General features: G+C 47.0%; 17 protein-coding genes. 6 read left to right on the top strand and 11 right to left on the bottom strand.

Annotated features, from left to right (window positions below; translation table 11 throughout):
- Positions 1 to 19: 19 nt before the first annotated feature.
- Complete coding sequence (locus sps_RS08310) at positions 20 to 394, bottom strand: DUF3592 domain-containing protein (RefSeq protein ID WP_077752107.1); 375 nt, start codon at positions 392 to 394, stop codon at positions 20 to 22.
- Between the two features lie 219 nt (positions 395 to 613).
- Entirely contained in the window at positions 614 to 2,683 is a 2,070-nt protein-coding gene (locus sps_RS08315) for a S9 family peptidase (protein WP_077752108.1), read from the bottom strand.
- A gap of 254 nt (positions 2,684 to 2,937) precedes the next feature.
- On the opposite strand from sps_RS08315, the gene sps_RS08320 reads away from it, so the two are divergent.
- The 5 genes from sps_RS08320 (at position 2,938) to sps_RS08340 (ending at position 7,620) form a co-directional block, all read left to right on the top strand.
- The gene (locus sps_RS08320; protein ID WP_077752109.1) at positions 2,938 to 3,303 is read left to right on the top strand and encodes a hypothetical protein; all 366 of its coding nucleotides are present in this window, start codon (positions 2,938 to 2,940) and stop codon (positions 3,301 to 3,303) included.
- A 497-nt stretch (positions 3,304 to 3,800) separates the two neighbouring features.
- Positions 3,801 to 4,352 (top strand): septation protein A, encoded by a 552-nt coding sequence (locus sps_RS08325; RefSeq protein ID WP_077755604.1) that lies wholly within the window; start codon positions 3,801 to 3,803, stop codon positions 4,350 to 4,352.
- A 72-nt stretch (positions 4,353 to 4,424) separates the two neighbouring features.
- On the top strand, positions 4,425 to 4,724 hold the full coding sequence (locus sps_RS08330; RefSeq protein WP_013052083.1) for a YciI family protein: 300 nt from the start codon (positions 4,425 to 4,427) through the stop codon (positions 4,722 to 4,724).
- Between the two features lie 28 nt (positions 4,725 to 4,752).
- Positions 4,753 to 5,559: an exodeoxyribonuclease III gene (xthA, locus tag sps_RS08335; RefSeq protein WP_077752110.1), complete on the top strand. Its 807-nt coding sequence runs from the start codon at positions 4,753 to 4,755 to the stop codon at positions 5,557 to 5,559.
- A gap of 330 nt (positions 5,560 to 5,889) precedes the next feature.
- Entirely contained in the window at positions 5,890 to 7,620 is a 1,731-nt protein-coding gene (locus tag sps_RS08340) for an AMP-binding protein (RefSeq protein WP_077752111.1), read from the top strand.
- Positions 7,621 to 7,650: 30 nt separating this feature from the next.
- Here the strand turns inward: sps_RS08340 and sps_RS08345 are convergent, their stop codons facing one another.
- Positions 7,651 to 8,742, bottom strand: a complete 1,092-nt coding sequence (locus tag sps_RS08345) for an AraC family transcriptional regulator (RefSeq protein ID WP_077752112.1) — start codon at positions 8,740 to 8,742, stop codon at positions 7,651 to 7,653.
- Positions 8,743 to 8,870: 128 nt separating this feature from the next.
- Here sps_RS08345 and sps_RS08350 point away from each other — a divergent pair, with 128 nt between their 5' ends.
- Positions 8,871 to 10,889: an NADPH-dependent 2,4-dienoyl-CoA reductase gene (locus sps_RS08350; protein WP_077752113.1), complete on the top strand. Its 2,019-nt coding sequence runs from the start codon at positions 8,871 to 8,873 to the stop codon at positions 10,887 to 10,889.
- 36 nt (positions 10,890 to 10,925) lie between these two features.
- Here the strand turns inward: sps_RS08350 and sps_RS08355 are convergent, their stop codons facing one another.
- The 8 genes from sps_RS08355 to sps_RS08390 all read right to left on the bottom strand — a co-directional run bounded on the left by sps_RS08355 (position 10,926) and on the right by sps_RS08390 (position 22,041).
- Entirely contained in the window at positions 10,926 to 12,152 is a 1,227-nt protein-coding gene (locus sps_RS08355; RefSeq protein ID WP_077752114.1) for a hypothetical protein, read from the bottom strand.
- Positions 12,153 to 12,216: 64 nt separating this feature from the next.
- Entirely contained in the window at positions 12,217 to 14,553 is a 2,337-nt protein-coding gene (locus sps_RS08360) for a bifunctional diguanylate cyclase/phosphodiesterase (protein ID WP_077752115.1), read from the bottom strand.
- Complete coding sequence (locus sps_RS08365) at positions 14,553 to 15,179, bottom strand: cupredoxin domain-containing protein (protein WP_077752116.1); 627 nt, start codon at positions 15,177 to 15,179, stop codon at positions 14,553 to 14,555. Before sps_RS08365 ends, sps_RS08360 begins: the two co-directional genes overlap by 1 nt.
- Before the next feature lie 303 nt (positions 15,180 to 15,482).
- Positions 15,483 to 16,931 carry a methyl-accepting chemotaxis protein gene (locus sps_RS08370; protein ID WP_077752117.1) on the bottom strand — a complete coding sequence of 483 codons (1,449 nt, stop codon included), beginning with the start codon at positions 16,929 to 16,931 and terminating at the stop codon, positions 15,483 to 15,485.
- A 61-nt stretch (positions 16,932 to 16,992) separates the two neighbouring features.
- Positions 16,993 to 17,508, bottom strand: coding sequence for a DUF1097 domain-containing protein (locus tag sps_RS08375; protein ID WP_077752118.1), 516 nt, complete (start codon positions 17,506 to 17,508; stop codon positions 16,993 to 16,995).
- 309 nt (positions 17,509 to 17,817) lie between these two features.
- Entirely contained in the window at positions 17,818 to 19,167 is a 1,350-nt protein-coding gene (locus sps_RS08380; RefSeq protein ID WP_077752119.1) for a GMC family oxidoreductase N-terminal domain-containing protein, read from the bottom strand.
- A 112-nt stretch (positions 19,168 to 19,279) separates the two neighbouring features.
- Positions 19,280 to 21,526: a xanthine dehydrogenase family protein molybdopterin-binding subunit gene (locus tag sps_RS08385; protein ID WP_077752120.1), complete on the bottom strand. Its 2,247-nt coding sequence runs from the start codon at positions 21,524 to 21,526 to the stop codon at positions 19,280 to 19,282.
- On the bottom strand, positions 21,523 to 22,041 hold the full coding sequence (locus sps_RS08390; protein WP_218919640.1) for a (2Fe-2S)-binding protein: 519 nt from the start codon (positions 22,039 to 22,041) through the stop codon (positions 21,523 to 21,525). The genes sps_RS08385 and sps_RS08390 overlap by 4 nt, the downstream gene beginning before the upstream one ends.
- Positions 22,042 to 22,046: the final 5 nt, after the last annotated feature.

Consider the following 22,046-nt stretch of genomic DNA (forward strand, 5'->3'; position numbering starts at 1 on the left):
AGCTACACCACTGCAGTGACTATATTTTTACAACGCTATCATAGGGATTTTTTGGATCAAACTTAACGTTTACCGATTTGCCATCCGGATATCGTTTCTGTTTTTGCTTAGCGCTCAAGCTTGAACTTTCACCAAACGATGAGTCTCTTCCAGAATAAGGCGTGCCGTTAACTTCATACTCATAAGTTAATTTTAAAACGTATTTAGTCTCGGTATACCTAACTTTTCTATCATTTTGTGTTTTAGTCTTTTGTTCTACCTTTTTAACAATTTCAGATGATGTAACATGCCCCTCAACAGACGGCCATTTAGAAACCTCCTGACCGCGCATACAAGCTTTTATCAAGACCACACCAAAAATAATGGCGAAAAAAAGCACAAGAATATTTTTCATAAATCCCTCTATATTACAACAAATTGAACCCCAAAATATTTCAGCAAACTTGATACTGATTTGTTAACTAAAATCTGTTCTTATGTATGTCTATGTAGAAAACTAAACCATATAGTTGAGATTAGTCATCCCAATCTATTTAAGAATGTAATAACGACAAATAAAAACGCCCGAGCATGCTCAGGCGTTTTTATTTGTTAGCGGTAAGCAATGACTGAATTAAGCGTCCTTCTTAACCGCCTCGAGATTAGCTTTATGATCTAGCTCATTCGCTGGCATCTCTTTACCGTCACTCTTCAGATAGTGATCCATCCAGCGCATCAGACGTAGATGATAGTCATACTGAGCGGCAGCCTTACGGTTACCATGGCCTTCGCCCGGGTAGTAAACCAAACGTACCGTTTTCCCCTGCACCTTCATGTAGCGGTAAAGTTCCATAGATTGCGCTGGGTGAACACGGGGATCATCTTTACCATGCATAATAAGCAGTGGCGTTTCTGACTGACCCGCCCAATAAATTGGGCTACGCTCTAAGTACCACTGCCACTTATCCCAAGGGTAAGAGCGGGCATGCACCAGATGCATCTCGTTAGAGATATCGGTTGTACCAAACTTGGATAGCTGGTTAGTCACACCGACAAACATCACGCTAGCTGCGAAATGCTTAGTCAGTTTGGTCGCCGCCCAAGCTGAGGCATAACCACCGTATGAACCACCGGTAATACCGACCTTCTTACTATCAACTAAGCCCATATCGACTAAATGGTCTTTAAACTCGACTAAATCATCGAACTCTTTACCAGCATAATCATTCTGACCAAGCTTTGAGTAGTCGACACCTTTACCCGTACTACCACGGTAGTTCGGGTAAAACACTGCATAACCTTGAGTCGCGCCCAGCTGACCAGGACGGGAATAATTGGTCAGCCAACCGTCTTTGTCATGACTCTCTGGACCGCCGTGTACCGACATGATAAGTGGATAACGTTGACCCTTTTTATAATCCAGTGGGTAAATAAGTACGCCACCTATCTCTACACCATCTTTCGCGTTAAACGAAATAGACTCTTGCTTAGCCAGGCGTTTGTCATCGAGCCAAGTGTTCGAGTTACTCAAGCGGCTCACTTTGTGCTTACTACCACGCAGCATATAGACTTCATTTGGATGCTTATCGGTATTGGCGCGAAGTGCAATGGTCTGGTCAGAATCTGAGAGGCTCAACTGAGAGGCGATAAACGTACCCGCTTTAACTACTTTTTGATAATCATTGCTACCAGGTTTGATTAAGCCAACAACCGAGTCAGTATCAATGTTAGTGATAAAGTAGAGCTCATTTTTGTCATTTTTCCACTCGAAATCACTCACGTGACCTAAGTGATTGGGTAACCACTCACTGATCTTACCGGTTTTAGTTTCTGCGAGATAAAGACGGCCAGCGGCAGGATCGTGCTTATCTTCGGCGCCTAAAATAGCGACATACTTGCCATCATAAGAAAACTCGGCATCACCCAGCTTACCTTCGGTGATAAATGAGGTCATCACCTTCTGCTTCGCCACATTAACGATGTGCCACTGAGACTTCATGTACTTATCATCAATAAGCGCAGTTGGTTGAGTCTTCACTAACAGCCGCTCGCCATTTGATGACCACTGCACATCAGAGACATAGTCCTCAATGTTCCAGGCTACTGGTGTCAGCGGCTTATCGGTCACCGCCAAGTCAAGCACGAACAATTGCTTATTCGTGAGGTTCTCTTCATAGACTTCGGCCATAAAGCCGAGCTTTTTAAGTTCTTTGACGCTTTTGTCTTTAGCTGGTTTGGCAATAATGGCGATCTGCTTACCGTCATGGCTTAGGGCATAGCTAGCGACATCAGTCTCTTTTAGCGCTAGCGTCTTTTGCGCCTGACCACCGTTAAAAGGGATCTGATAAAGCGCGGTAAACTTGTCTTCGCCCATTTTGGCGAGAAAATAAATCAAGCTGCCATCTGCAGACCACTGAATGTTATTAACCGTCACCTGACCTGTGATGTAAGGGCGCTCGACGCCTTTATCATCCACAAGATAAAGCTCAGCCCAATGCAGTCCATTTTCTTCTTTATACAGCTCACGGGGCACATAGCGAGTAAAGGCAACATTATCACCCGATGGACTCACTTGTGCTTGTGCGACTTGCTGTAAGCCAATCACTTCTTCAGCGGTCAAGGTATCGCTTGCGCTCGCAGTAAAACTAAACAGGCCAAGGGATAAGGCTACGGCGTATTTAACAGCATTCAACTGTCTCTTCATATTTTGTAAAAACTCCAATCTGTTCGCTATCTTGTTATTATGATCTTGTTGTTACCATCTCGCTTTACCGCAGCATTATAGATTTATCGATAATAAAACGGAAACAAATGCAAAAGGGAGTTAACGTTATAAACTTTCACTATGAAATGAGCCTGAAAAACAAGAGACTGATTACAGAGAAAAGCAGTTTTATTAAGAGTAATAAATAAGTAAGCTCTCAATTGGATAAGCTAAGTCGTGACAGGATATTAAAAATGGAAACAATAATAGAGAAGCTTGAGCAGTATCGAGAAAGGAATGGCTTTGAACATACGAATTACACTACAAGGAAAGACAGCAGTGGTGACCTTCGAGAAATAACCTTCAAACTCTCTGGCTGGCTTGGTCAAGTTCGTATCACAAAAGATATCGCCTCCAAATATCCGGCATTTAAAGACGGGTCGAAAATTAACTTATTGATGCTTGCTTACTTTGGTACTATGTTGGGCTATTACCTGCAGCAAAAACAGACATCATCACTCCTGTTTTCCCTGGTAATTGGCGGATTTACAGCCTACTTTGCAGCTATGATATTAAGAGAGATAAGAATAACTGACCTCAAACGATTTTTGTTTGAGTAGTTAAGGCTCAAGCCTCTTGGCTATCATTTAACAATTCAGCCTATACCTTTTCAGCTTACGCAATTCGCAACCGTCTTGATTACAGCTTATGGTCATTCTCAAAGCTCTATAGATGCCAAGATAATTCAACTTGCCGTAGCAGAGGTCTTAGGCACAGATAAAATCAATGCAACAAAATTCACAAGTATAGCAATGGCTGCTTCCCTAATGCTCACGGAGATTTTAGGGTATGGATTATGGCAAGCACAGGAAACTCAAGTCTCACAGCCTACTCGACGCCTGGATAAACCCCTTACCTAAGAGCTGGCGTCCTATACTGACGGCGAATCATATGCCTTAGATGAGATTAACGATTCATCAAGGACTTCAGCCTTGTTTCATATACATCATCTATGCTGTATATCAGCTAGGCTAAACCGCTTATGCTACTTGTTTACCCCGCCGCTCGTGTTACACTCGGGCTCTCAATTTTGAATAGCCATTTTGATAATATTCCTATGAAACAACTGCTCGATTTTCTGCCTTTAGTCATCTTTTTTGCCGTCTATAAATTCTTCGATATCTATGTAGCCAGTGGCGCCTTAATCGCCGCAACAGCGCTGCAATTGATAGTCACCTATGCACTCTACAAGAAGATAGAGAAAATGCATCTGGTGACCTTCGTGATGGTGACCTTTTTCGGTACCCTCACCTTAGTATTTCATGATGACACCTTCATCAAATGGAAAGTAACTGTCGTTTACGCGCTATTTGCTATCGCTCTCGCAGTCAGCCAGTTCATCAATAAGCCTATCCTCAAGAGCATGCTAGGCAAAGAATTAGTCGTCGAAGACAGAATTTGGGCCCATGTCACCTGGTATTGGGTAACCTTTTTCATCGCCTGCGGCCTTATCAATATTTATGTGGCCTTCAGTTTGTCCCAAGAAACCTGGGTCAACTTCAAAGTATTTGGCTTAACCGCACTGACCTTGCTTAATACGGTCGTGACGGTGGTTTACCTGTTTAAACACATGCCTGAAGAACATAAGAAAGAATTAACTAAGAAGTAATCCGGCACTGATAAGAAGTCACTGAATATCGGTCATGGGTGCTTAGCTAGCCTAATAAAAGGAACTAAAACTATGTGGTATATGATCTCATCACAAGATGTAGAGAACAGCTTAGAGAAACGCCTTGCCGCTCGCCCAGAGCATCTGGCACGCCTACAACAATTGGCCGATGAAGGTCGTCTGCTTGTTGCAGGTCCACACCCGGCTATCGACAATGAAAACCCGGGAGAAGCTGGGTTTACCGGTTCACTGGTGGTTGCGGATTTCCCATCGTTAGAAGACGCTCAAGCCTGGGCCGATGTAGACCCTTATATTGCTGCTGGCGTGTATGACAAGGTCATAGTTAAGCCATTTAAGCGCGTACTGCCGTAACATACGTTTAGTAAAGGACTCTGAATAGATGAAAATAGTATCTTTTAATATCAATGGCATTCGCGCCAGACTGCATCAACTCCAGGCGCTTATCGACACGCATCAGCCAGATGTTATTGGCCTACAGGAAACCAAGGCACACGATGATGTGTTCCCGGCTGCCGACGTCGAAGCCATGGGTTACAAGGTGCATTACCACGGTGGTAAGGCCCATTACGGCGTTGCCATGCTCTCTAAGCTCGAACCTATTAAGGTACAAAAAGGCTTCCCGACAGATAGCGAAGATGCTCAGCGCCGAATGATCATGGGAACCTTCACCCAAGAAAATGGCCGTCCGTTAACTGTGCTTAATGGCTACTTTCCTCAGGGCGACAACATCAGCCACGAAACCAAGTACCCCGCCAAGCGTCAGTTCTATAAAGATCTGATGACTTACCTTAACGAGCACCACACGCCAGATGAAGATATCGCAATTATCGGTGATATCAATATCTCACCTGTTGATCTCGACATAGGCATAGGCGAGCCAAACGCTAAACGTTGGTTAAAAACCGGTAAGTGTAGCTTTCAGCCAGAAGAACGTGAATGGCTGAAGACTCTAATGGATTGGGGATTACTGGATACTTTCCGCGAGCTGCACCCTGAGCGCACCGAGCGTTACTCTTGGTTCGATTACCGCAGTAAAGGTTTTGTGGATAACCGCGGCCTGCGCATCGATGTGGTACTGGCGACTAAGTCACTCAATGAACGTCTGGTCGAATCCGATGTAGATTACGAACTTCGCGCTATAGAGAAACCATCGGATCACGCCCCGATCTGGAGCTCGTTTAAATAACCACTGACGCTAGATAGCTTTAACTAGCTGACTGATTGAAATATAGGCCCATTGCAACTCTAAGCTGCAATGGGCCTTTTTGTTCCCCTCATAACCCGCACCCAGTAATTCACTATTTAAAAGTAATAGAGCTTTTATTCAGCTATAGCTGAGATTGCAAACTAAGGATATTAATTTGTTATCTTTAGTCACTACCCTTCGCTTATCATTTTCTAAGAAGTAAGTAATAGTCGAGAGAGTGGCTAAATAATCGCTAATAAAAACTAAAAATACGCGCACTGTTCACTAGTATCACTAGAAGACAGGAACGCGACAAGCATTGAGGCAAGTATGGAAGCATCGTTTTGGAATGGTAAACGCGCCCCGGGGATCTCTGATTCCATAGACTTAAAACAATACGGCTCGGCTATTGAAGCCATCGAAGAAGCCTTTACCAAGTACGAAGATAATCCGGCATTTACCAGTTTGGGCCACACTCTTAGCTATAAAGACATTAACCATTACAGTGCCGCATTCGCCCATTACCTGCAAAACCAAACCTCGCTGGTTCCTGGCGATGCTATCGCCATTCAGATGCTCAATACCCTACAATACCCCATCGCCGTGTTTGGTGCATTACGGGCGGGACTGCGTATAGTCAATACCAATCCCTTGTATACCGAACCTGAGATGATTCATCAGTTTAATGATTCAGGCGCAAAAGCCCTTCTGTGTATGGATATCTTCGCCAAGTCGGTTGAGAACATTCAGACAGAAACGAGTCTCGAATTGATCATCACCACCAGCCTTGCCGATATGCTGCCCCCAGTGAAGCGCGTATTGATCAACTCCACAGTCAAACACATCAAGAAGATGGTTCCCAATTACCACTTGCCTCAGGCGGTGTCATTTAGAAAAGTCCTGAAACAGCATTTAGGCAAGGGATTTACCCCTGCCCATCTCGATAAACCAGACGACACCATAGTCCTACAGTACACAGGAGGCACTACAGGTGTCGCCAAGAGCGCCGAGCTCACTAATACCAACATCATCGCAAATATGCTCCAAGCTGGCGTAGTGACACATCAGCATGATGAACACGGCGCGCCTATGCTGGATGATGGACAAGCGATCATGGTCGCTCCTTTGCCCCTGTACCATATCTACTCTTTTACTGTGCATCTAATGGCATTTTTCAGACTGGGTCAGCACAGCATACTTATCGCTAACCCAAGAGATACCGAAACCTTCATCAAGGCGATGAAACCTTTTAAAATAAATGGCCTGATGGGGCTGAACACGCTATTCGTTTCCCTGATGGAAAGTCCGAGTTTCAAACAAATCGATTTTAGTGAGATGAAATTTACCCTGTCCGGCGGCACAGCCCTGATGGACGATACCGCCAAGCGCTGGAAAGCGCTCACCAGCGTTGGCATCTCCGAGGCTTATGGCCTGACCGAATGTTCACCCGCCGTATGCATGAATCCAATTAATGGTTTAGAGCGATTAGGCACCGTGGGTCAAGCGCTGCAACACACGGCGCTCAAGTGCATAGATGCACTCGGTGAAGAGGTGTCGGTTGGCGAGCGAGGTGAGCTCTGCGTCAAAGGTCCTCAAGTGATGAAAGGCTACTGGAATCGCCCTAAGGCCACCCGTGAGTCATTCACTCAAGACGGGCAATGGCTGCTCACCGGTGATATCGCCATTATCGATGAAGATGGTTTCGTCAGCATAGTCGACCGAGTCAAAGACATGATCATAGTTTCTGGTTTTAACGTATTTCCCAATGAGATAGAAGGCGTAGTGGCCACTCATCCTGATGTGGTTAACTGCGCCGCTATCGGTGTTGAAGATACTAAAACCGGTGAGGCGGTTAAGCTCTATGTTGTTATACAAGACAATGCCTCACTGACAGGAGAAGAGATCAGAGCGTTCTGCAAGAACAAGCTCACTGGCTATAAAATCCCTCGTCAATTTGAGTTTAGAAGCGAGTTGCCCATGTCGCCTGTGGGAAAAATTCTTCGGCGCAAACTAAAAGATGATAGCAGAGCAACAGAGGAAGCGAGCAAACAGAGCGCTTAGGGTGTCTGTTTCTATAGCCGTATCTATCTTCTATTTCTCTTTATTTGGACTTATATTTGCCGTTCTGAAGCGCCCAGGCGCTTCGCCCGTCCAACGTTTAAAGGCTCGCTGAAAAGCAGTAGGTGAGCCAAAACCTAGCAGGTAAGCGATTTCACCTAAGGTTAACGCCGTATCCTGTACATAACTTATGGCTAAGGTGCGGCGAGTATCATTCAAGGTTTGTTGAAAGCTGCCGCCCTCCTCCACCAGTTTGCGCCTGACGGTCCAGGGAGCCATGTTCAGCTGCTCCGAGACTTGTTCCAGTGTCGGTGTACTCCCGTCTAGCAGAGGGCCAATGACACGGCTGACCTTCTCATGAAAACTCAATCCCAAACGCACTTTTTCCAGCTCTTCATCTGCACCTCTTCGAAGTAACTCAAAGGTTGGCGCGCTTCGATTGATACAAGACCAAGCTAATGCCTCGGCTTTGATGACGATATAATTACTCGCTTGTTCAAACAGTACTGGGCATTTAAACAACTCATGGTATTTTTCTGCATAAACTGGCGCTGGAAACTCGAAGCAGACTTTTTCAATCCCGTCATTTTTGCCACTCAGAGCTTGGATTATCTGGCACCAACCAGACAAAACGGAATCGACAACGAAATAGTTGTAATCGTTATAGGGCTTGATGGAATAAAACATCAGCACCCCTTGGCCTTGCACAACGCCATACTCCCGACTCAGTTCCAGAAACCTATCCTGCTCCATACCAAATGCCTGATTCACAAAAAATTGCGATTGGCCTCTGGAATTGTATTTATTGAGAGGCTCAAAGGTGGCTATCAGCTCACAGGCCTGCCTGAGATCTTGGGCGCTAAGTGCCAGTAAGCCTGCCATCCCCAAATTGGTGGCCGTGGTGACTTCTCCCATAACCAGCCCAAGCCAAGGTAATTCACAGGCTTGTATACAGTCATGACCCAGACGCATAAATTTAGGAATACTCACCCTGGCATCGGGTGAAGCTAACGATATTGAATCAATAGAATATTTATCCAATATTTCATCGCACTCAACCTCAAGGTGCTCCATAGCCTTGAGCATGATCTCAATATAAGAAACCGAAATATCACCTAGCTTCATACTCGTTCACCATGTAAAAAATCATTCATGACGCAAACAACAGTCATTAATTTGTAATCTTTAGTCATTGGCCAATGCTATCATTAGCTCTATCTTTAACCAAGAATAAATAATAAAAGGGAAGAGAGATGAGCAACTCCTATCCACATTTAATGGCACCACTAGATTTAGGTTTTCGTACAATTAAGAATCGCAGCTTGATGGGCTCGATGCACACGAACTTAGAAGAAGCCCCCAACGGGTTCGAGCGCATGGCAACCTACTACGCCGCTCGAGCAGCCGGTGGGATAGGCATGATAGTTACCGGCGGTTTCGCCCCAAATATCGAAGGCGGCGGCATGCCCAATGCCACCATGATAGCCACAGATGAAGATATCGAGAAGCACAGGTTAATTACCCGAGCCGTGCATAAAGAAGATGGCGTGATCTGTTTGCAAATTTTGCATACAGGACGTTACGCCTACCACCCTAAACTGGTGAGTTGTTCACCCTTGCAGGCACCAATCAACCAGTTTGTTCCCAGAGAGCTGGATGAAGCAGGCATAGAGAAACAGATCCAGGACTTCGTCAACTGCGCCCTCAACTCTCAAAAAGCGGGTTACGATGGCGTCGAGATAATGGGGTCCGAAGGTTACTTCATCAACCAATTCATCTGTAAGCGCACCAATCACAGAACCGACCGTTGGGGTGGCAGCTATGAAAACCGCACCCGACTGGCGTTAGAAATAGTTCGCAGAACCCGTGAAGCGGTTGGTGAAGCGTTTATCATCATCTTCAGGCTCTCCATGCTCGACTTAGTCGAAGGCGGCAGTACCTGGCAAGAGGTAGTCGAGCTGGCTAAGGGCATCGAAAAGGTTGGCGCGACGATTATCAACACAGGTGTTGGCTGGCATGAGGCACGGGTTCCCACCATAGCCACCAGCGTCCCCAGAGGCGCCTTCGTCGAACTCACCAAACGCATGAAGAAAGAGGTGAGCATTCCGCTTTGTACCACCAACCGCATCAATACCCCGGAAGTCGCCGAAGAGATCCTCGCCGAGGGTAATGCCGACATAATCTCCATGGCCCGGCCTATGCTTGCCGATCCTGACTTCATGGCCAAAGCTCAAGCGGGAAAATCCGATGAGATCAACACCTGTATAGGTTGTAATCAGGCCTGTTTAGATCATATTTTCCAGATGAAACTCGTGTCTTGTCTGGTGAACCCCCAGGCCTGCCATGAGACCGAACTGATTATAAAGCCCACCAAGCAAAGCAAGGAAATCGCCGTGGTTGGCGCAGGACCCGCGGGTCTGGCCGCGGCAACGACCGCAGCCAGACGTGGACACAATGTCACCCTGTTCGAGGCCGATGACAAGATTGGCGGTCAGTTCAATATTGCCATGCAAGTACCGGGTAAAGAGGAGTTCAGCGAAACCATCAGGTACTTTAAGAAACAACTCGAGCTCACCGGCGTCAATGTCAGGCTCAATACCAGACCCCGCGAAGAAGACTTGATTGGATTCAATGAAGTATTACTGGCAACCGGTATCATCCCACGTCAACTGGACATTCCAGGAATTACTAGCGACAAGGTACTGAACTACTTAGATGTACTAAGAGATAAAAAACCGGTAGGCAAGCGCGTGGCCATCATAGGCGCTGGCGGCATAGGATTCGATGTGGGTGAATATCTCTCCCATCAAGGACCGTCAACTAGCTTAGATAAAGATGCCTATATGAAAGAGTGGGGAGTGGACCTTAGCGGATCGACACCGGGCGGTTTAATCGAACCACAATGTGAGCCCTCGCCGCGGGAGATTTTTTTGCTGCAACGTAAGTCTTCGAAAGTAGGAGCTGGCCTAGGTAAGAGTACAGGCTGGATCCACAGAACCGTGCTGAAAAACAAGGGCGTGAAGATGATTAAAGGTGTGCAGTACAATAAGATTGATCATAGGGGCCTGCATATCTCTATCGAAGGTGAAGAGCAGCTGCTCGAGGTGGATAACATCATCATCTGCGCCGGGCAAGACTCACACAGAGCCATGCAAGCCAAGCTTGAGGCCAACAAGGTGAAAGTGACCCTGATTGGCGGTGCAGATATTGCTTCCGAGCTAGATGCAAAGCGGGCGATTAAGCAAGGTACCGAAGTCGCTGCAGCGTTATAATTTACAGATCCTAGGACCTAGGTTCTAGGATCTTCTTTAAAAATAATAACGACTCGCCAGCTGCCATTGCTGTTCGACTAAGTCTTTGGCATAACCTTGTTCGACCCGGGCAGCTCGTTCTGAGTCGATACGGTTATATTCTGCCTGCATAAACCAACCTTTACTGAATTGATAACTATAAGAAAGTGTCATAGCTTGACCCTCCTCGCTGTTATCATCATCAAATGTTAAATCATCGTCTGTGACACTAAAATCTTCGAAACGAGCCGATAACCTGTGTTTCTGCCATCTATGACTGAGCAAGATAAATGCCGAATAAAAACCGTTATCGACTATGTTCATGCCATAGGGAGACTGCATCAAGGTATCTCCTTTCATATATTGAGCGATAACCTCCATGTTATAGGGCAGACGCCACTTGGTGCCCATATGCACAAACTGAGTCAACCAGGCATATTGACCCTGTTTCACTACTCTCGTATCGGCATCATTATCATAATATCCCACTTCCAGTCGCCCCAGCCCCTGCATGCGCCACTGAGTCTTCACATGATAGCCGATGCGATCATCTAGCTCTAAGAAAGGATCTGACTCTTTTGCCTGTGAACTTAATGAACCGCCATCCAGACTGGGAAGTTCGCTCAAGGGGAGTTTCTCTTGCCAAAGCGTCTGACGTGAACTGTTAGTCCAGCCGTGCCAGGCCAACATGGCCCCTGTGGTATCGTTATTTTGAAAGAATTCGGCGGAGAGAGTAAAGTCATGGCGGGAATCATGAAACTTACCCAGATAGTCCAGGCTTAACTGAGCACCGATATGGCGCACCTCTTCACCTAACCAACTGTTAATTCCTGAATACGTTAAGGTATAGGGAGAAGACCAGGCGGTGGCAATATTTTCCATAGAGATTTCAGGATACATAACCCCGAGTTTGCCTGACAAACGTAATCCATTGTTCCAAGGCAAACCCTTGTATTTAAAATAGGCCTCGGTAATGCCGATATTATCCTCCACGCCATCCCAATAAGCATTAGCTACCACATGTGCTGAGAGCGGGTTATCCCAATCGATATCATAACTCACACCCGCCTGTGCCAGTGAGAGCTGACCATCAGGATTGTATCTAAACTTGCCAAGCCCACCATCAACATAGGAGGTGATGCCGTCGGTATAACTGGCCCTGACATCTATGATCCCCGAGAAACTCTGCTCGGCAGCGAATCCCACCGACGAGTATAAACTCAGTATCCATACCCAATATTTCATCCATGCTCCTCTGTATTGCACTTGTTGCCGATAGGCTTCAATCCTTAAAAAGTAAACATGACGGCTAGTAACCAGAATTTACCAACCAAGCGACTAAGGTATCGGCATCGGCCGGCTTAGACAAATAATAGCCTTGCCCCATCTCACAGCCTCTCTCGGCGAGCCATTTTAGAGCGCCCTCATCTTCAATGCCTTCGGCGACGACACGTAAACCTAAGCTGTGGGCTAACTGCAAGGTCGAGTTCACTATGATTTGGTCGTCTAAATTAACCATCAGGTTTTGCACAAAAGACTTGTCTATCTTTAACTCATCCACAGGCAACTGCTTAAGCTGAGCCAATGATGAGTAACCTGTGCCGTAATCATCGATAGATAATTTAAGGCCATACTGCTTCAGTACCCTGAGTTGCTTGATGGCATTCTCGGGATCAGACACCACGGCATCTTCGGTGATCTCTAAAGTTAACGCCTCAATGGGTACACTCCTGTCTGATATAACATCCAGCACATACTGACAAAAATTCGTATCTTTTAAGTTTTCCGCCGAGATATTTATCGCGATGCCTAAGTCTATACCTTGGTCTTTCCAACTCAGGTATTGATCGATAGCTTCATTCATCACCCAACGGGTTAAAGCATTCATCTGGCCCATCTGCTCGGCAATAGGAATAAACTCATCGGGAGGGATCATTCCCCTATCTGGATGCAGCCAACGCACCAGCGCCTCCACGTGAGTCACCTTATTCAGGGTTAAATCTAGCTTAGGCTGGTAAAAGAGCACCAATTCCCCGTGCTGTATGGCTGATTTGAGTTCGTTGATCAGCTGCAATCGCTCTAAAGTATTCACATCGATCTGTTGATTGTAGATCTGTTGCTCTAGTTTATTCTTCTTAGCATGTTGCATCGCCGTATCGGCTTGACGGAGCAAAGTTTCTAAATCACTGGGGTAATGAACAAAACTCACGCCTATGGTCAACTGCAGATGCAAGGAGATGTCTTGATAGCGATATTCAGCTTCGATATTTTTCTGCACCTTAGCCAGCAAGCTGCGCAGTGCCTTGGGAAAGGTGTCTTTAAAGGCTAAGACAAATTCATCGCCGCTCATACGGCACACGAGAGTGATATCATCGATGGAAGACAGGCGCCTGCCGATCTCTTTTATAACCTCATCTCCCACCACATGCCCTAAGGTGCCGTTCACCTCAGTCATGCGCTTAATGTTAATCAAACAGATAGCCACGGCCGACTTAGCTTCAAACCAGGGCTGAGTCACACGTTCAAGTTCGTTCTTGTTAGATAAGTTAGTCAGAGGATCATGATAGGCCTGAAAGGCAATCTTACTTTCACGACTGAGAATCGCCTGCTGCATCACAGTAAACTCTTCGGCCAAGTCTTGCATCTCTATGCTATTGCCCACCTGCACCTTAGAGTTGTAGTTTCCCTTGGCGATATATCGCGCCTGCTCAATCAATAATTTAATCGGTTTAGTCACACCACTGGAGATAACGAAAGCCAGTAACAGGGAGATGGGCAGCATCAATAGAATTAAGCCCAATTGTTGTAGCCATTGCTTCTGAAACGACTCGAGTACGTCATAACGGGTTAAATACATGAATGCATGCAGCTGCTTCTCGTTTACCTCCCCGAGTGCTTCATGCCACAGCACATATTCATCATTAAGCTGACCGTCTTGGATATAATCAGACACAGCCTGATAATCATCGGCATTTAATTGTTCGGCAGACAAGCTGACTAATTGATTTTTTTCCCCCGCAGATGTCACCATAAAACCCGCATTGAGTCCGGTTTTCATCTGTAATGAACGCGCTAATTCATCACCGATGATGAAGCCAAAGCCCACCCAACCAATGACATTGTTAGCCCCACTGGTTAAGGGAGCAAATTTTATCTGGTATATATTATCTTCCAAAGGATATAAAGGCTTGACTCCCTGCAACTCGCTATCCAGTTGGAAGCGGAATGCTTCACCTTGCTCGGGGCCTACTCGAACCTTTCCCTTCTCCATCCCTTTGGTCTTGAGCATCAGCTCACCAATAATCTCGCCTTCGATATCCACGGCGATAGCGATATCTGCATTGATACGCTTTCTGTGATTATTCAGTGCTACTAAAAAACTGCGGCTATCGCCATCGATAAAGATATCTTTGAGGCCAAAGTCTTTAGCCGCAGTATCTGCGAAAGCTGAAAGGTAATAATTACGGTCGTTATACTCGGATTTAAACACCAACTCGGCCACCGAGAGTTGGTTTCTTAACTGCTCTTGCTCTAGGCGTTTATTGGCGTAAAACGTGATGGAAAACGAGATTGCCTGCACCGCGATCAATAAGATCACGAAAAAGGCAAATATGCGTGTCTGTATTCGATTGAATATACCGAACATCAATAGCCTTCCAAAAACTCAAAGTCATCGAGACTCTTCTGGGACGGAATATCCCCCATCAAGGCTGAAACTGTAATAGATAACGCCTTTGTCAGCGGTAGAGTCACCTCCTGTGACAGAGTGTTATCACGGGTTAATAGCTGAGGATGCCAGATCACTAAGGTATAATCGGCGTCAGCAGCGTTCTCAAAACTGACCCATCCCATCTCATCGGTTAAGCCAAAGTACGGTGTGTCGACCACCAGCAGATGGCCACTCATCCAGTCATGAACATTGCATCCCATAGAGACATGGCCAACCTGATCAAACACCATGGTCTTGGTGGCGTTATCTTTACGTAATTTAAAGGAGAAACGTTTGGGGCCAGCCGCTGAGTAAATATGATGAGTAATATCATCATCGTTGACGAATTGCAGCTCGTAGCCTTTCTGCACCACAGTAATATAAGGGGTGAATTGCTTGTTTCTCTGGTGGACCTCCAATGGCGCCGCCATATTATCCATCGCAACTTCTGACTTAGACCCATCAAGGTGTTTAGGCTGCAGGTAGACCACCATATTCTCCATCGCCTCGCCGGCCGGATCCACGAGTCTGATCGTTTCAGCATTCACTGTGAAACTTGACATCGCAAAGGGACCTAAAAAAAGTCCACCGAAGAGTAATACTTCCCGTCTATTTATCACATCAACCTCAACTCTCGTTATTACAGAATTAGTCATCACAAAGAAACGCTAACAGGTAAAAGACAACAAGATATCGTTTCACCCGCGGTTGTCCCGCTGGTATAAAGAACGGAATAGACAGAAATAAATTTCACATAAAACTAACAATCAAGTATTTATTTAGAAGAATCACACTCATAAGATAAATAATAGGCAATAAAAAAACAAAACCAAGGTTTTGCTTTTTATTCGTGCTCAAATGAAGAATTAGCTGGTTTTATACTGCTGTAAAATACCATCTAACGCGGTAGATGAATGCTGCAGCTCTGCGGCCAATGAGACTGAACGCTGGGCCGTTTGCTTAATCGTCTCCGACTGTTCGCGTATATCATTGAGTTGCATGGCAATATCACGTGCAGAGACACTCTGCTCTTCAGCAGATGCGGCAATTTGTGAACTCATATCGAAAACATCGTTTGTCGATGCCGCCATAGAATCCACATCTTCACCCACAGAGACTATAGCGCCTCGCCCCTGATCGGCCTGCTCGACTATCTCCTCAGTCACCCGAGTCAATTTAGTCGAGCCAGACTGCAAGCCTTCAATCATAGACTGGATCTCCACCGTCGCCTGTTGCGTTCGGCCCGCTAGGGTTCTCACTTCATCGGCGACCACGGCAAAGCCGCGCCCTTGCTCACCGGCACGAGCCGCCTCAATGGCAGCATTCAGCGCGAGTAGATTCGTCTGCTCAGAGATGCTGTTAATGGTGGTCACTACCGCTCCTATCTCAGAGGCGTTACTTGACAACTGAGACACCGAGTCAGATGCAGCCCCTATCTTAGCCACAAGCCCCGAGATACGCTCAACCGCATCTGTGATGCGCACTTTGCTCTCTTCTGCTTGATGTGAATTGGCCTTGGTCTGCTCAGAGGTATTAGCCGCATTGCGTGATACTTCTTCGATAGCAGCGGTCATCTGATCCATGGCCACAGCCACGGTATCTAAAAACTGATGCTGGAAACCGATTAACTCGTCACTCTGTTTTGCCTGCTGATTAAATTCATCGGCAGCTTGAGCCAAAGTCGCGGCATTGTTACCTATCGCAGTGACCATCTCACTCATGTTATCTGCGCTACGATCTATCTCGGTAGCGATCATAGAGAAATCATCTTTACCGAAAAAATTAAGTCTTTGAGTTAGATCGCCATCGGCCAAACGCTTAATCGCGATATACATATCCCACAAGCCTCCACCTAAAGAGGTTGAGATCCAATAACTCAATTGAAACAGGGGCAATAAACCTGCCAGAGCAATCCAAAGCATAACGTTAGCATCACTCAAAGCCTTGGCTTCCCAATCGGCCACACGCGTATTGAGTTGCAAATATTGGCTGCCAACGGCTGAAGTGACAGTCACATTATCCCCCTGACGAGATGAGCTGATGCGACTGACCACTCGCAGACCTTGCTCAGTGGCAAACTGACGTAGTTCATTATTTTTTAGCCCCTGAGCATTGGCTACAGACGCAAAGGCATCGACCATAGACTGGGCTCGAACTTGAGAGCTTTGTACTGCATGTTCTTTTACATAATTCAAATTAACCAAAGCGATACTGGCTGTGATCAGTGCCACCAGAGAACACACTAGCCAAAACTTACCGTTCAGGCTGAGCTTGATCATCAAGGCGTCTATTTTTCTAAATTCAATTTGTTTCATATTAGTAACCTGGTCCTAGTTCGGCTAATCACTCTTTAATAAGCGACACAATCTAACCTTGCTATTCGCTTGTGTTCGTTTGTGCGGTGACTTTATTTGTGTTTGACGTCCCCATGAACGTTCGCCACTTGTGAGTCAGACTAACAAGTTGTCCGGTAAATAAGGTCATGGAGTAACCGAGCAATGCGCCCAGTATTAATGCAGGCAATATATTAGCAATATCGCCTGCCATAGCGAAGGTAATGCAGCAACCAATAAAGGCGCCAGGAATGAAGGCAAGTTTATGATAACTGGCTTGCAGGCACATGGCTGCTGTGACAATTCCAGTGAGCAGATAGCCCACAAAAGGCGACTCAAAATAACCACTGCCGCTGATAACAATCCAAGCCCAAAACACACCAGACAGATTCGTTGCCCAACTTATCAGTACGCCTTGAAAACCCGGTTTAGTTTGAGCGAAATAGGTACTACAGGCTAGAAAGCCTATCCAAGTGACTAGGCTGAATGCATCGGCGACGCCGGCCCAAACAGCCGCAAGTAGACCCGCCGAAATGGCAATTTGCCAACGATTTTCCATGTATTGACCCCTCATTACATAGGAAGAAGGCCAATTCTTATTGTTTGATTGACCATTTTGTTGATTAAATTACTCCCTTTTGTAAAACAAAAATAGGATCTAGGACATAAACTCAGTATTAACTGCTGCTTATTTGCGCCAAAATGCGATTTTAGCGGCATTTTCACCAATATGAGCTGACAACGAAGAAAACGAAATGTAGTAAAAAGACTAAAATTTATTCAAGTCTTAATCAAAAATTTCGGTGATAGTAAGAATGACCTATGCAACCACAGACGAAGACCCTATCTCGTTCCTAATTCTATGTTCCTAGTTCCCTGATAGATACCGACCGAGACGATGGCCTAAACACAGCAGCGTATAACTCGGAGGAAGCCCCCAAGATTCAGGAATGACCGAGGCGTCACAGACAAACAAGCCTTTCACTCGCGTCTCTAAGTTTTCATCCACTAACTCACCAATTTTAACGCCGCCTCCGGGATGCGCAGCAAAATGATGGCTATTAAATATCTTGGTCGCCCCCGCCTGTTTGAGAATACTGCGGGCAAGCTCAGTCCCGGTAGCCAAACGCTGTCGATCCATATCTGTCAGCGACTTATTAAGCCATTTCGGACCTATGTTACCACCCAGATCATCTTTGACCTTCACCATGATGCTCAAAGTTTTTTCATGAGCCATAAGTCTGTCTAAGCGGCCCACTTGCGTAGCAAACGCCAAATACAGAGGCTTAGGTAAAGTGAGATCTGAAAGCGTTATGCCCTCATCGCTTAAGTGCATGCCAGCGGCCATGGGGATCTCTTGACCTGCAGCCTGTTCACTGCTGCAGTTAAGATCATCCACAGTGCCCATCACGGCTATCACAGGGTCGACAAAGTAACCTTTACCAGCTTGGCCAAAATCTGTCTGATCTAAACCCAGTGCTGCTAAGCCCGATTGCTCTAAACATGAGTTTTGCAATATCCTCGGCGAGCCTACACCACCCGCCGCAAGAATCACCTTGTCGGCGAGCAGAGTATGTACGCTGCCTGCTTGATGATATTCCACGCCAATAACACGGCCACCTCGATGAAGTACCCGGCTCACCTTGGCCTTAGTGATTAATACTGCATTACTGTGTAACGAGTCATCGACAAATTCACGCGCCGTCCACTTGGCATCGAAAGGGCAACCATAACTGCAGCGGTGGCAAGATGAACGGCACTTATCGATATGGACAAATTTCTGCAACTTTTGCCAATCGTGCCCAAGGGATGACGCCCCCAGGCTAATCCGCTTGGCTAAGGGACCGATAAGATGATCGGGCAAGGTATTGATAGGCAGTGCTTGACTCATGGCCGCTAAGTCTTGTGTCAAGTCTATACCGTACTTTTGAAACATGGCTAACGGCGGTGCCATGGCTGTCGCGAAGTTAATCGCCGAACTGCCGCCGACGGTAATGCCCCGCATCAGCAACGACATGTCGGCATGCATCAAGGCTCCCTTGCCTGGAATACCGGCTATCTTCACCATCTGAGATAATTGACCAGTCAGTGGCGCATCATCACCCCACTCCAGCATCACCACAGACTGACCCGCTTCAGCCAGTTTTTTAGCCACGCTTGCCCCGCCCGGGCCTGTGCCGACGATGATGACATCAGGCTGATTGCCGTTCTCTACCAAGTTTCACATCCAATAATTTATTTAGAACATTGATAATACTAATAAAAATAAAAAATGCCAGTCAAACTGACTGGCATTTTTTCATCGAGGGAGCTTTGAGCGTGAACACCTGCTACACAGTAAGCAGCTTACTCACAGGCAAGTCACGTATTCTCATTCCAGAGGCCGCAAATATGGCATTGGTCAGGCTAGGCGCGACCGGAGGGACACCTGGCTCGCCCACACCTGCAGGCGGCGCTTCTGACTCGATGACGATAGTCTCGATTTCAGGACATTGGGGCATTCTCAACATGGGATAATCATGAAAATTCGACTGCACCACGTGACCATCCTTAAAATCAATTTCCCCCATCATGGCAAGGCTCAAGCCAAACATGACAGCGCCTTCGGTCTGTGACTTCACTCTATCGGGATTGACCACAGTGCCTGCATCTATGGCAGATATCGCCTTTAATACTTTCAGCTGCTTATCCTCTGAGACTTGGACTAATAAAGCCGTCGCCACGAAAGCGGTGAAGCTTCTGTGGACCGCAAAGCCCCAGCCTTGATTTTTACCCGCAACGCCAGCCTTATCCATGGCCTGCTCGACCGCATCGATGACACCACGATATCTGGCTATGTCTACAGGATGACGCGCTAAGTCTTCACCATAGTTACCGTATTTGAATGCTTGATTGGCGAAGGTCTCTTGACGAACCTCACCTAACAGCGCTTTCCACATCACAGTGCAGGGCTTATTGGCTTTCACCGCCAGCTCATCGACGAAGCTGCCGATACCGAAGGCGTGCTGAATGTTACACACTGAGCGCATCCATCCGATACGGGTATGAGCCTCGGCCTTAACCGCTTCGCACCTGAGACTCTTGACCGCCAACGGCACGTCGACAAAACCTAGGTCCAACTCCCAGCCTGCGGGGTAATCAGCTCCTTCTGAAAAGGTCGACCCTATGCTTGGAAACCCTGAGCGCTGCAGTATTGCTTCTGGCATCTTGTCACTGCCAAGTTTGGCCTGATAGTGCTGAGCGCTGATGGCATGCAGGTAGCCATTTTGGATCTCATCTTCACGACTCCAGCACACCTTAACGGGGCTCCCCGCTTTTTTAGATAATAGCGCTGCCTCGACACAATAATCAGGCTTAGACTTACGTCCAAAGCCGCCGCCAAGCAAGGTGACATTCACCTTCACTTGCTCCTCTTTCAAGCCTAAGGCCCCCGCCACATTTTGCTGTACGCTTTGAGGTGTCTGGGTCGATGCCCACACTTCACATCCCGATGCGGTGACACTCGCCGTAGCCGATGGCGCTTCCATTGGCGCATGAGCCAGATAAGGCACGGTATACAGGGCACTGACGGTACTTTCTGCTGGCCAGTCTGTGACCTCTTTACCTTGCTGACGCATCAGCTTACCGGGCTGAGTGACCCGATCTTTCAAGGTATTTAAATAAACCTGAGAGTCATGGTCATCATTACTCGATGCCGACCACGCTATCTTCAATGCTTTACGGCCTTCCAGTGCACTCCAGCTATTACTGGCAATCACAGCCACACCGCCCAAGGGGTGAAACATGGGGGCGCCTTTGGTGGGTGACAGTTGAATCACATCCACGACGCCGGCCACTTTACGGGCTGCAGCATCATCGAGTTTAGCTACTTCACTGCCAAACACAGGCGGACGTGTGATGCTCGCGCACAGCATGCCGTCGACTTGCACGTCATAACCGTATTGCGCCTTGCCCGTGAGCATATCCTGCATATCGACGATAGTGTGGGACGCACCTATATGCGTGTACTCACTCACCGGCTTAAGGCTCAAAGTTTTAACATCTGGCAACTTCACTTTTGACGCTGCCATGGCAAGTTCACCAAAGGTGGCACTCTTACCCGATTTAGCATGACTAACCCGATTATTACTGGTCGAAACTTCAGATAACTCGACTTGCCATCTGTCTGCAGCGGCCTGCTCCAGCATAGTCCTAGCCAAAGCGCCCATCTCACGCATCTTATCGAAGCCTTTGCGAATACTGCGGGAGCCATCGGTATTTTGACTACCATAGCGCTTATCCGCCAGCCCCTGCACCACAACCACATTATCCCAGTCGGCACCCAGCTCATCGGCTAACACCTGAGGTATTCCGGTACGTATACCCTGCCCCATCTCGGAGCGATGGCAGGTCAAGTACACCTTGTTATCTTCGCCAATAGCAATAAAAAGGTTAAGGCGTGAATCAGCATTCTGCGCCATCACCATGGGACTCCAACCTAGTCCGCTGGCTCCCAATGCCAAACCGCCTCCTGTGGCGCCAAAAAGCTTAAGCACATCGCGGCGGCTAAAGTTCTGCGTTGCAGTAAATGAACTCATGCCGTCACCTCCTGTTCAACACGGCTATTATCACTGCTCTCGTCACTGTGCTGAGTAAAAGAGTTCTGATCAGATGCGCTTTTAATGGCTGATTTGATACGGGTATAGGTGCCGCATCGACAGATATTGCCCGCCATTGCTTCGTCTATATCCCTGTCACTCGGCTTACTGTTAGTGGTTAACAAGGCCGCCGCCGACATCAATTGACCTGACTGGCAGTAGCCACACTGAGGCACGTTATGCTCGGTCCAGGCTCGCTTGAGTTTATCCGCTTCAAGGCCCTCGATGGTGGTCAGCTCTTTACCCTGAACTTGGCTCAAACTGGTTAAACAGGCTCTAGCAGGTTTTCCGTCAACATGAATGGTGCAAGCGCCACAAAGGCCCGCACCACAGCCATATTTAGTGCCGGTCAATCCCAACATGTCACGTACGGCCCACAACACAGGCATCTTAGGATCGGCATCCATCTGGAACAGCTTGCCATTTATCTTCAGTGTCAGATTATTATCAGACATTACAC

This window comes from Shewanella psychrophila (assembly GCF_002005305.1).
In the GTDB taxonomy this organism is placed as follows: Bacteria; Pseudomonadota; Gammaproteobacteria; order Enterobacterales; family Shewanellaceae; genus Shewanella; species Shewanella psychrophila.

What these genes read in the sequence shown, in the direction of transcription:
- sps_RS08310 (WP_077752107.1), bottom strand. Translation starts at nt 394, where the DNA reads ATGAAAAATATTCTTGTGCTTTTTTTCGCCATTATTTTTGGTGTGGTC.
- sps_RS08315 (WP_077752108.1), bottom strand. Translation starts at nt 2,683, where the DNA reads ATGAAGAGACAGTTGAATGCTGTTAAATACGCCGTAGCCTTATCCCTT.
- sps_RS08320 (WP_077752109.1), top strand. Translation starts at nt 2,938, where the DNA reads ATGGAAACAATAATAGAGAAGCTTGAGCAGTATCGAGAAAGGAATGGC.
- sps_RS08325 (WP_077755604.1), top strand. Translation starts at nt 3,801, where the DNA reads ATGAAACAACTGCTCGATTTTCTGCCTTTAGTCATCTTTTTTGCCGTC.
- sps_RS08330 (WP_013052083.1), top strand. Translation starts at nt 4,425, where the DNA reads ATGTGGTATATGATCTCATCACAAGATGTAGAGAACAGCTTAGAGAAA.
- xthA (WP_077752110.1), top strand. Translation starts at nt 4,753, where the DNA reads ATGAAAATAGTATCTTTTAATATCAATGGCATTCGCGCCAGACTGCAT.
- sps_RS08340 (WP_077752111.1), top strand. Translation starts at nt 5,890, where the DNA reads ATGGAAGCATCGTTTTGGAATGGTAAACGCGCCCCGGGGATCTCTGAT.
- sps_RS08345 (WP_077752112.1), bottom strand. Translation starts at nt 8,742, where the DNA reads ATGAAGCTAGGTGATATTTCGGTTTCTTATATTGAGATCATGCTCAAG.
- sps_RS08350 (WP_077752113.1), top strand. Translation starts at nt 8,871, where the DNA reads ATGAGCAACTCCTATCCACATTTAATGGCACCACTAGATTTAGGTTTT.
- sps_RS08355 (WP_077752114.1), bottom strand. Translation starts at nt 12,152, where the DNA reads ATGAAATATTGGGTATGGATACTGAGTTTATACTCGTCGGTGGGATTC.
- sps_RS08360 (WP_077752115.1), bottom strand. Translation starts at nt 14,553, where the DNA reads ATGTTCGGTATATTCAATCGAATACAGACACGCATATTTGCCTTTTTC.
- sps_RS08365 (WP_077752116.1), bottom strand. Translation starts at nt 15,179, where the DNA reads ATGTCAAGTTTCACAGTGAATGCTGAAACGATCAGACTCGTGGATCCG.
- sps_RS08370 (WP_077752117.1), bottom strand. Translation starts at nt 16,931, where the DNA reads ATGAAACAAATTGAATTTAGAAAAATAGACGCCTTGATGATCAAGCTC.
- sps_RS08375 (WP_077752118.1), bottom strand. Translation starts at nt 17,508, where the DNA reads ATGGAAAATCGTTGGCAAATTGCCATTTCGGCGGGTCTACTTGCGGCT.
- sps_RS08385 (WP_077752120.1), bottom strand. Translation starts at nt 21,526, where the DNA reads ATGAGTTCATTTACTGCAACGCAGAACTTTAGCCGCCGCGATGTGCTT.
- sps_RS08390 (WP_218919640.1), bottom strand. Translation starts at nt 22,041, where the DNA reads ATGTCTGATAATAATCTGACACTGAAGATAAATGGCAAGCTGTTCCAG.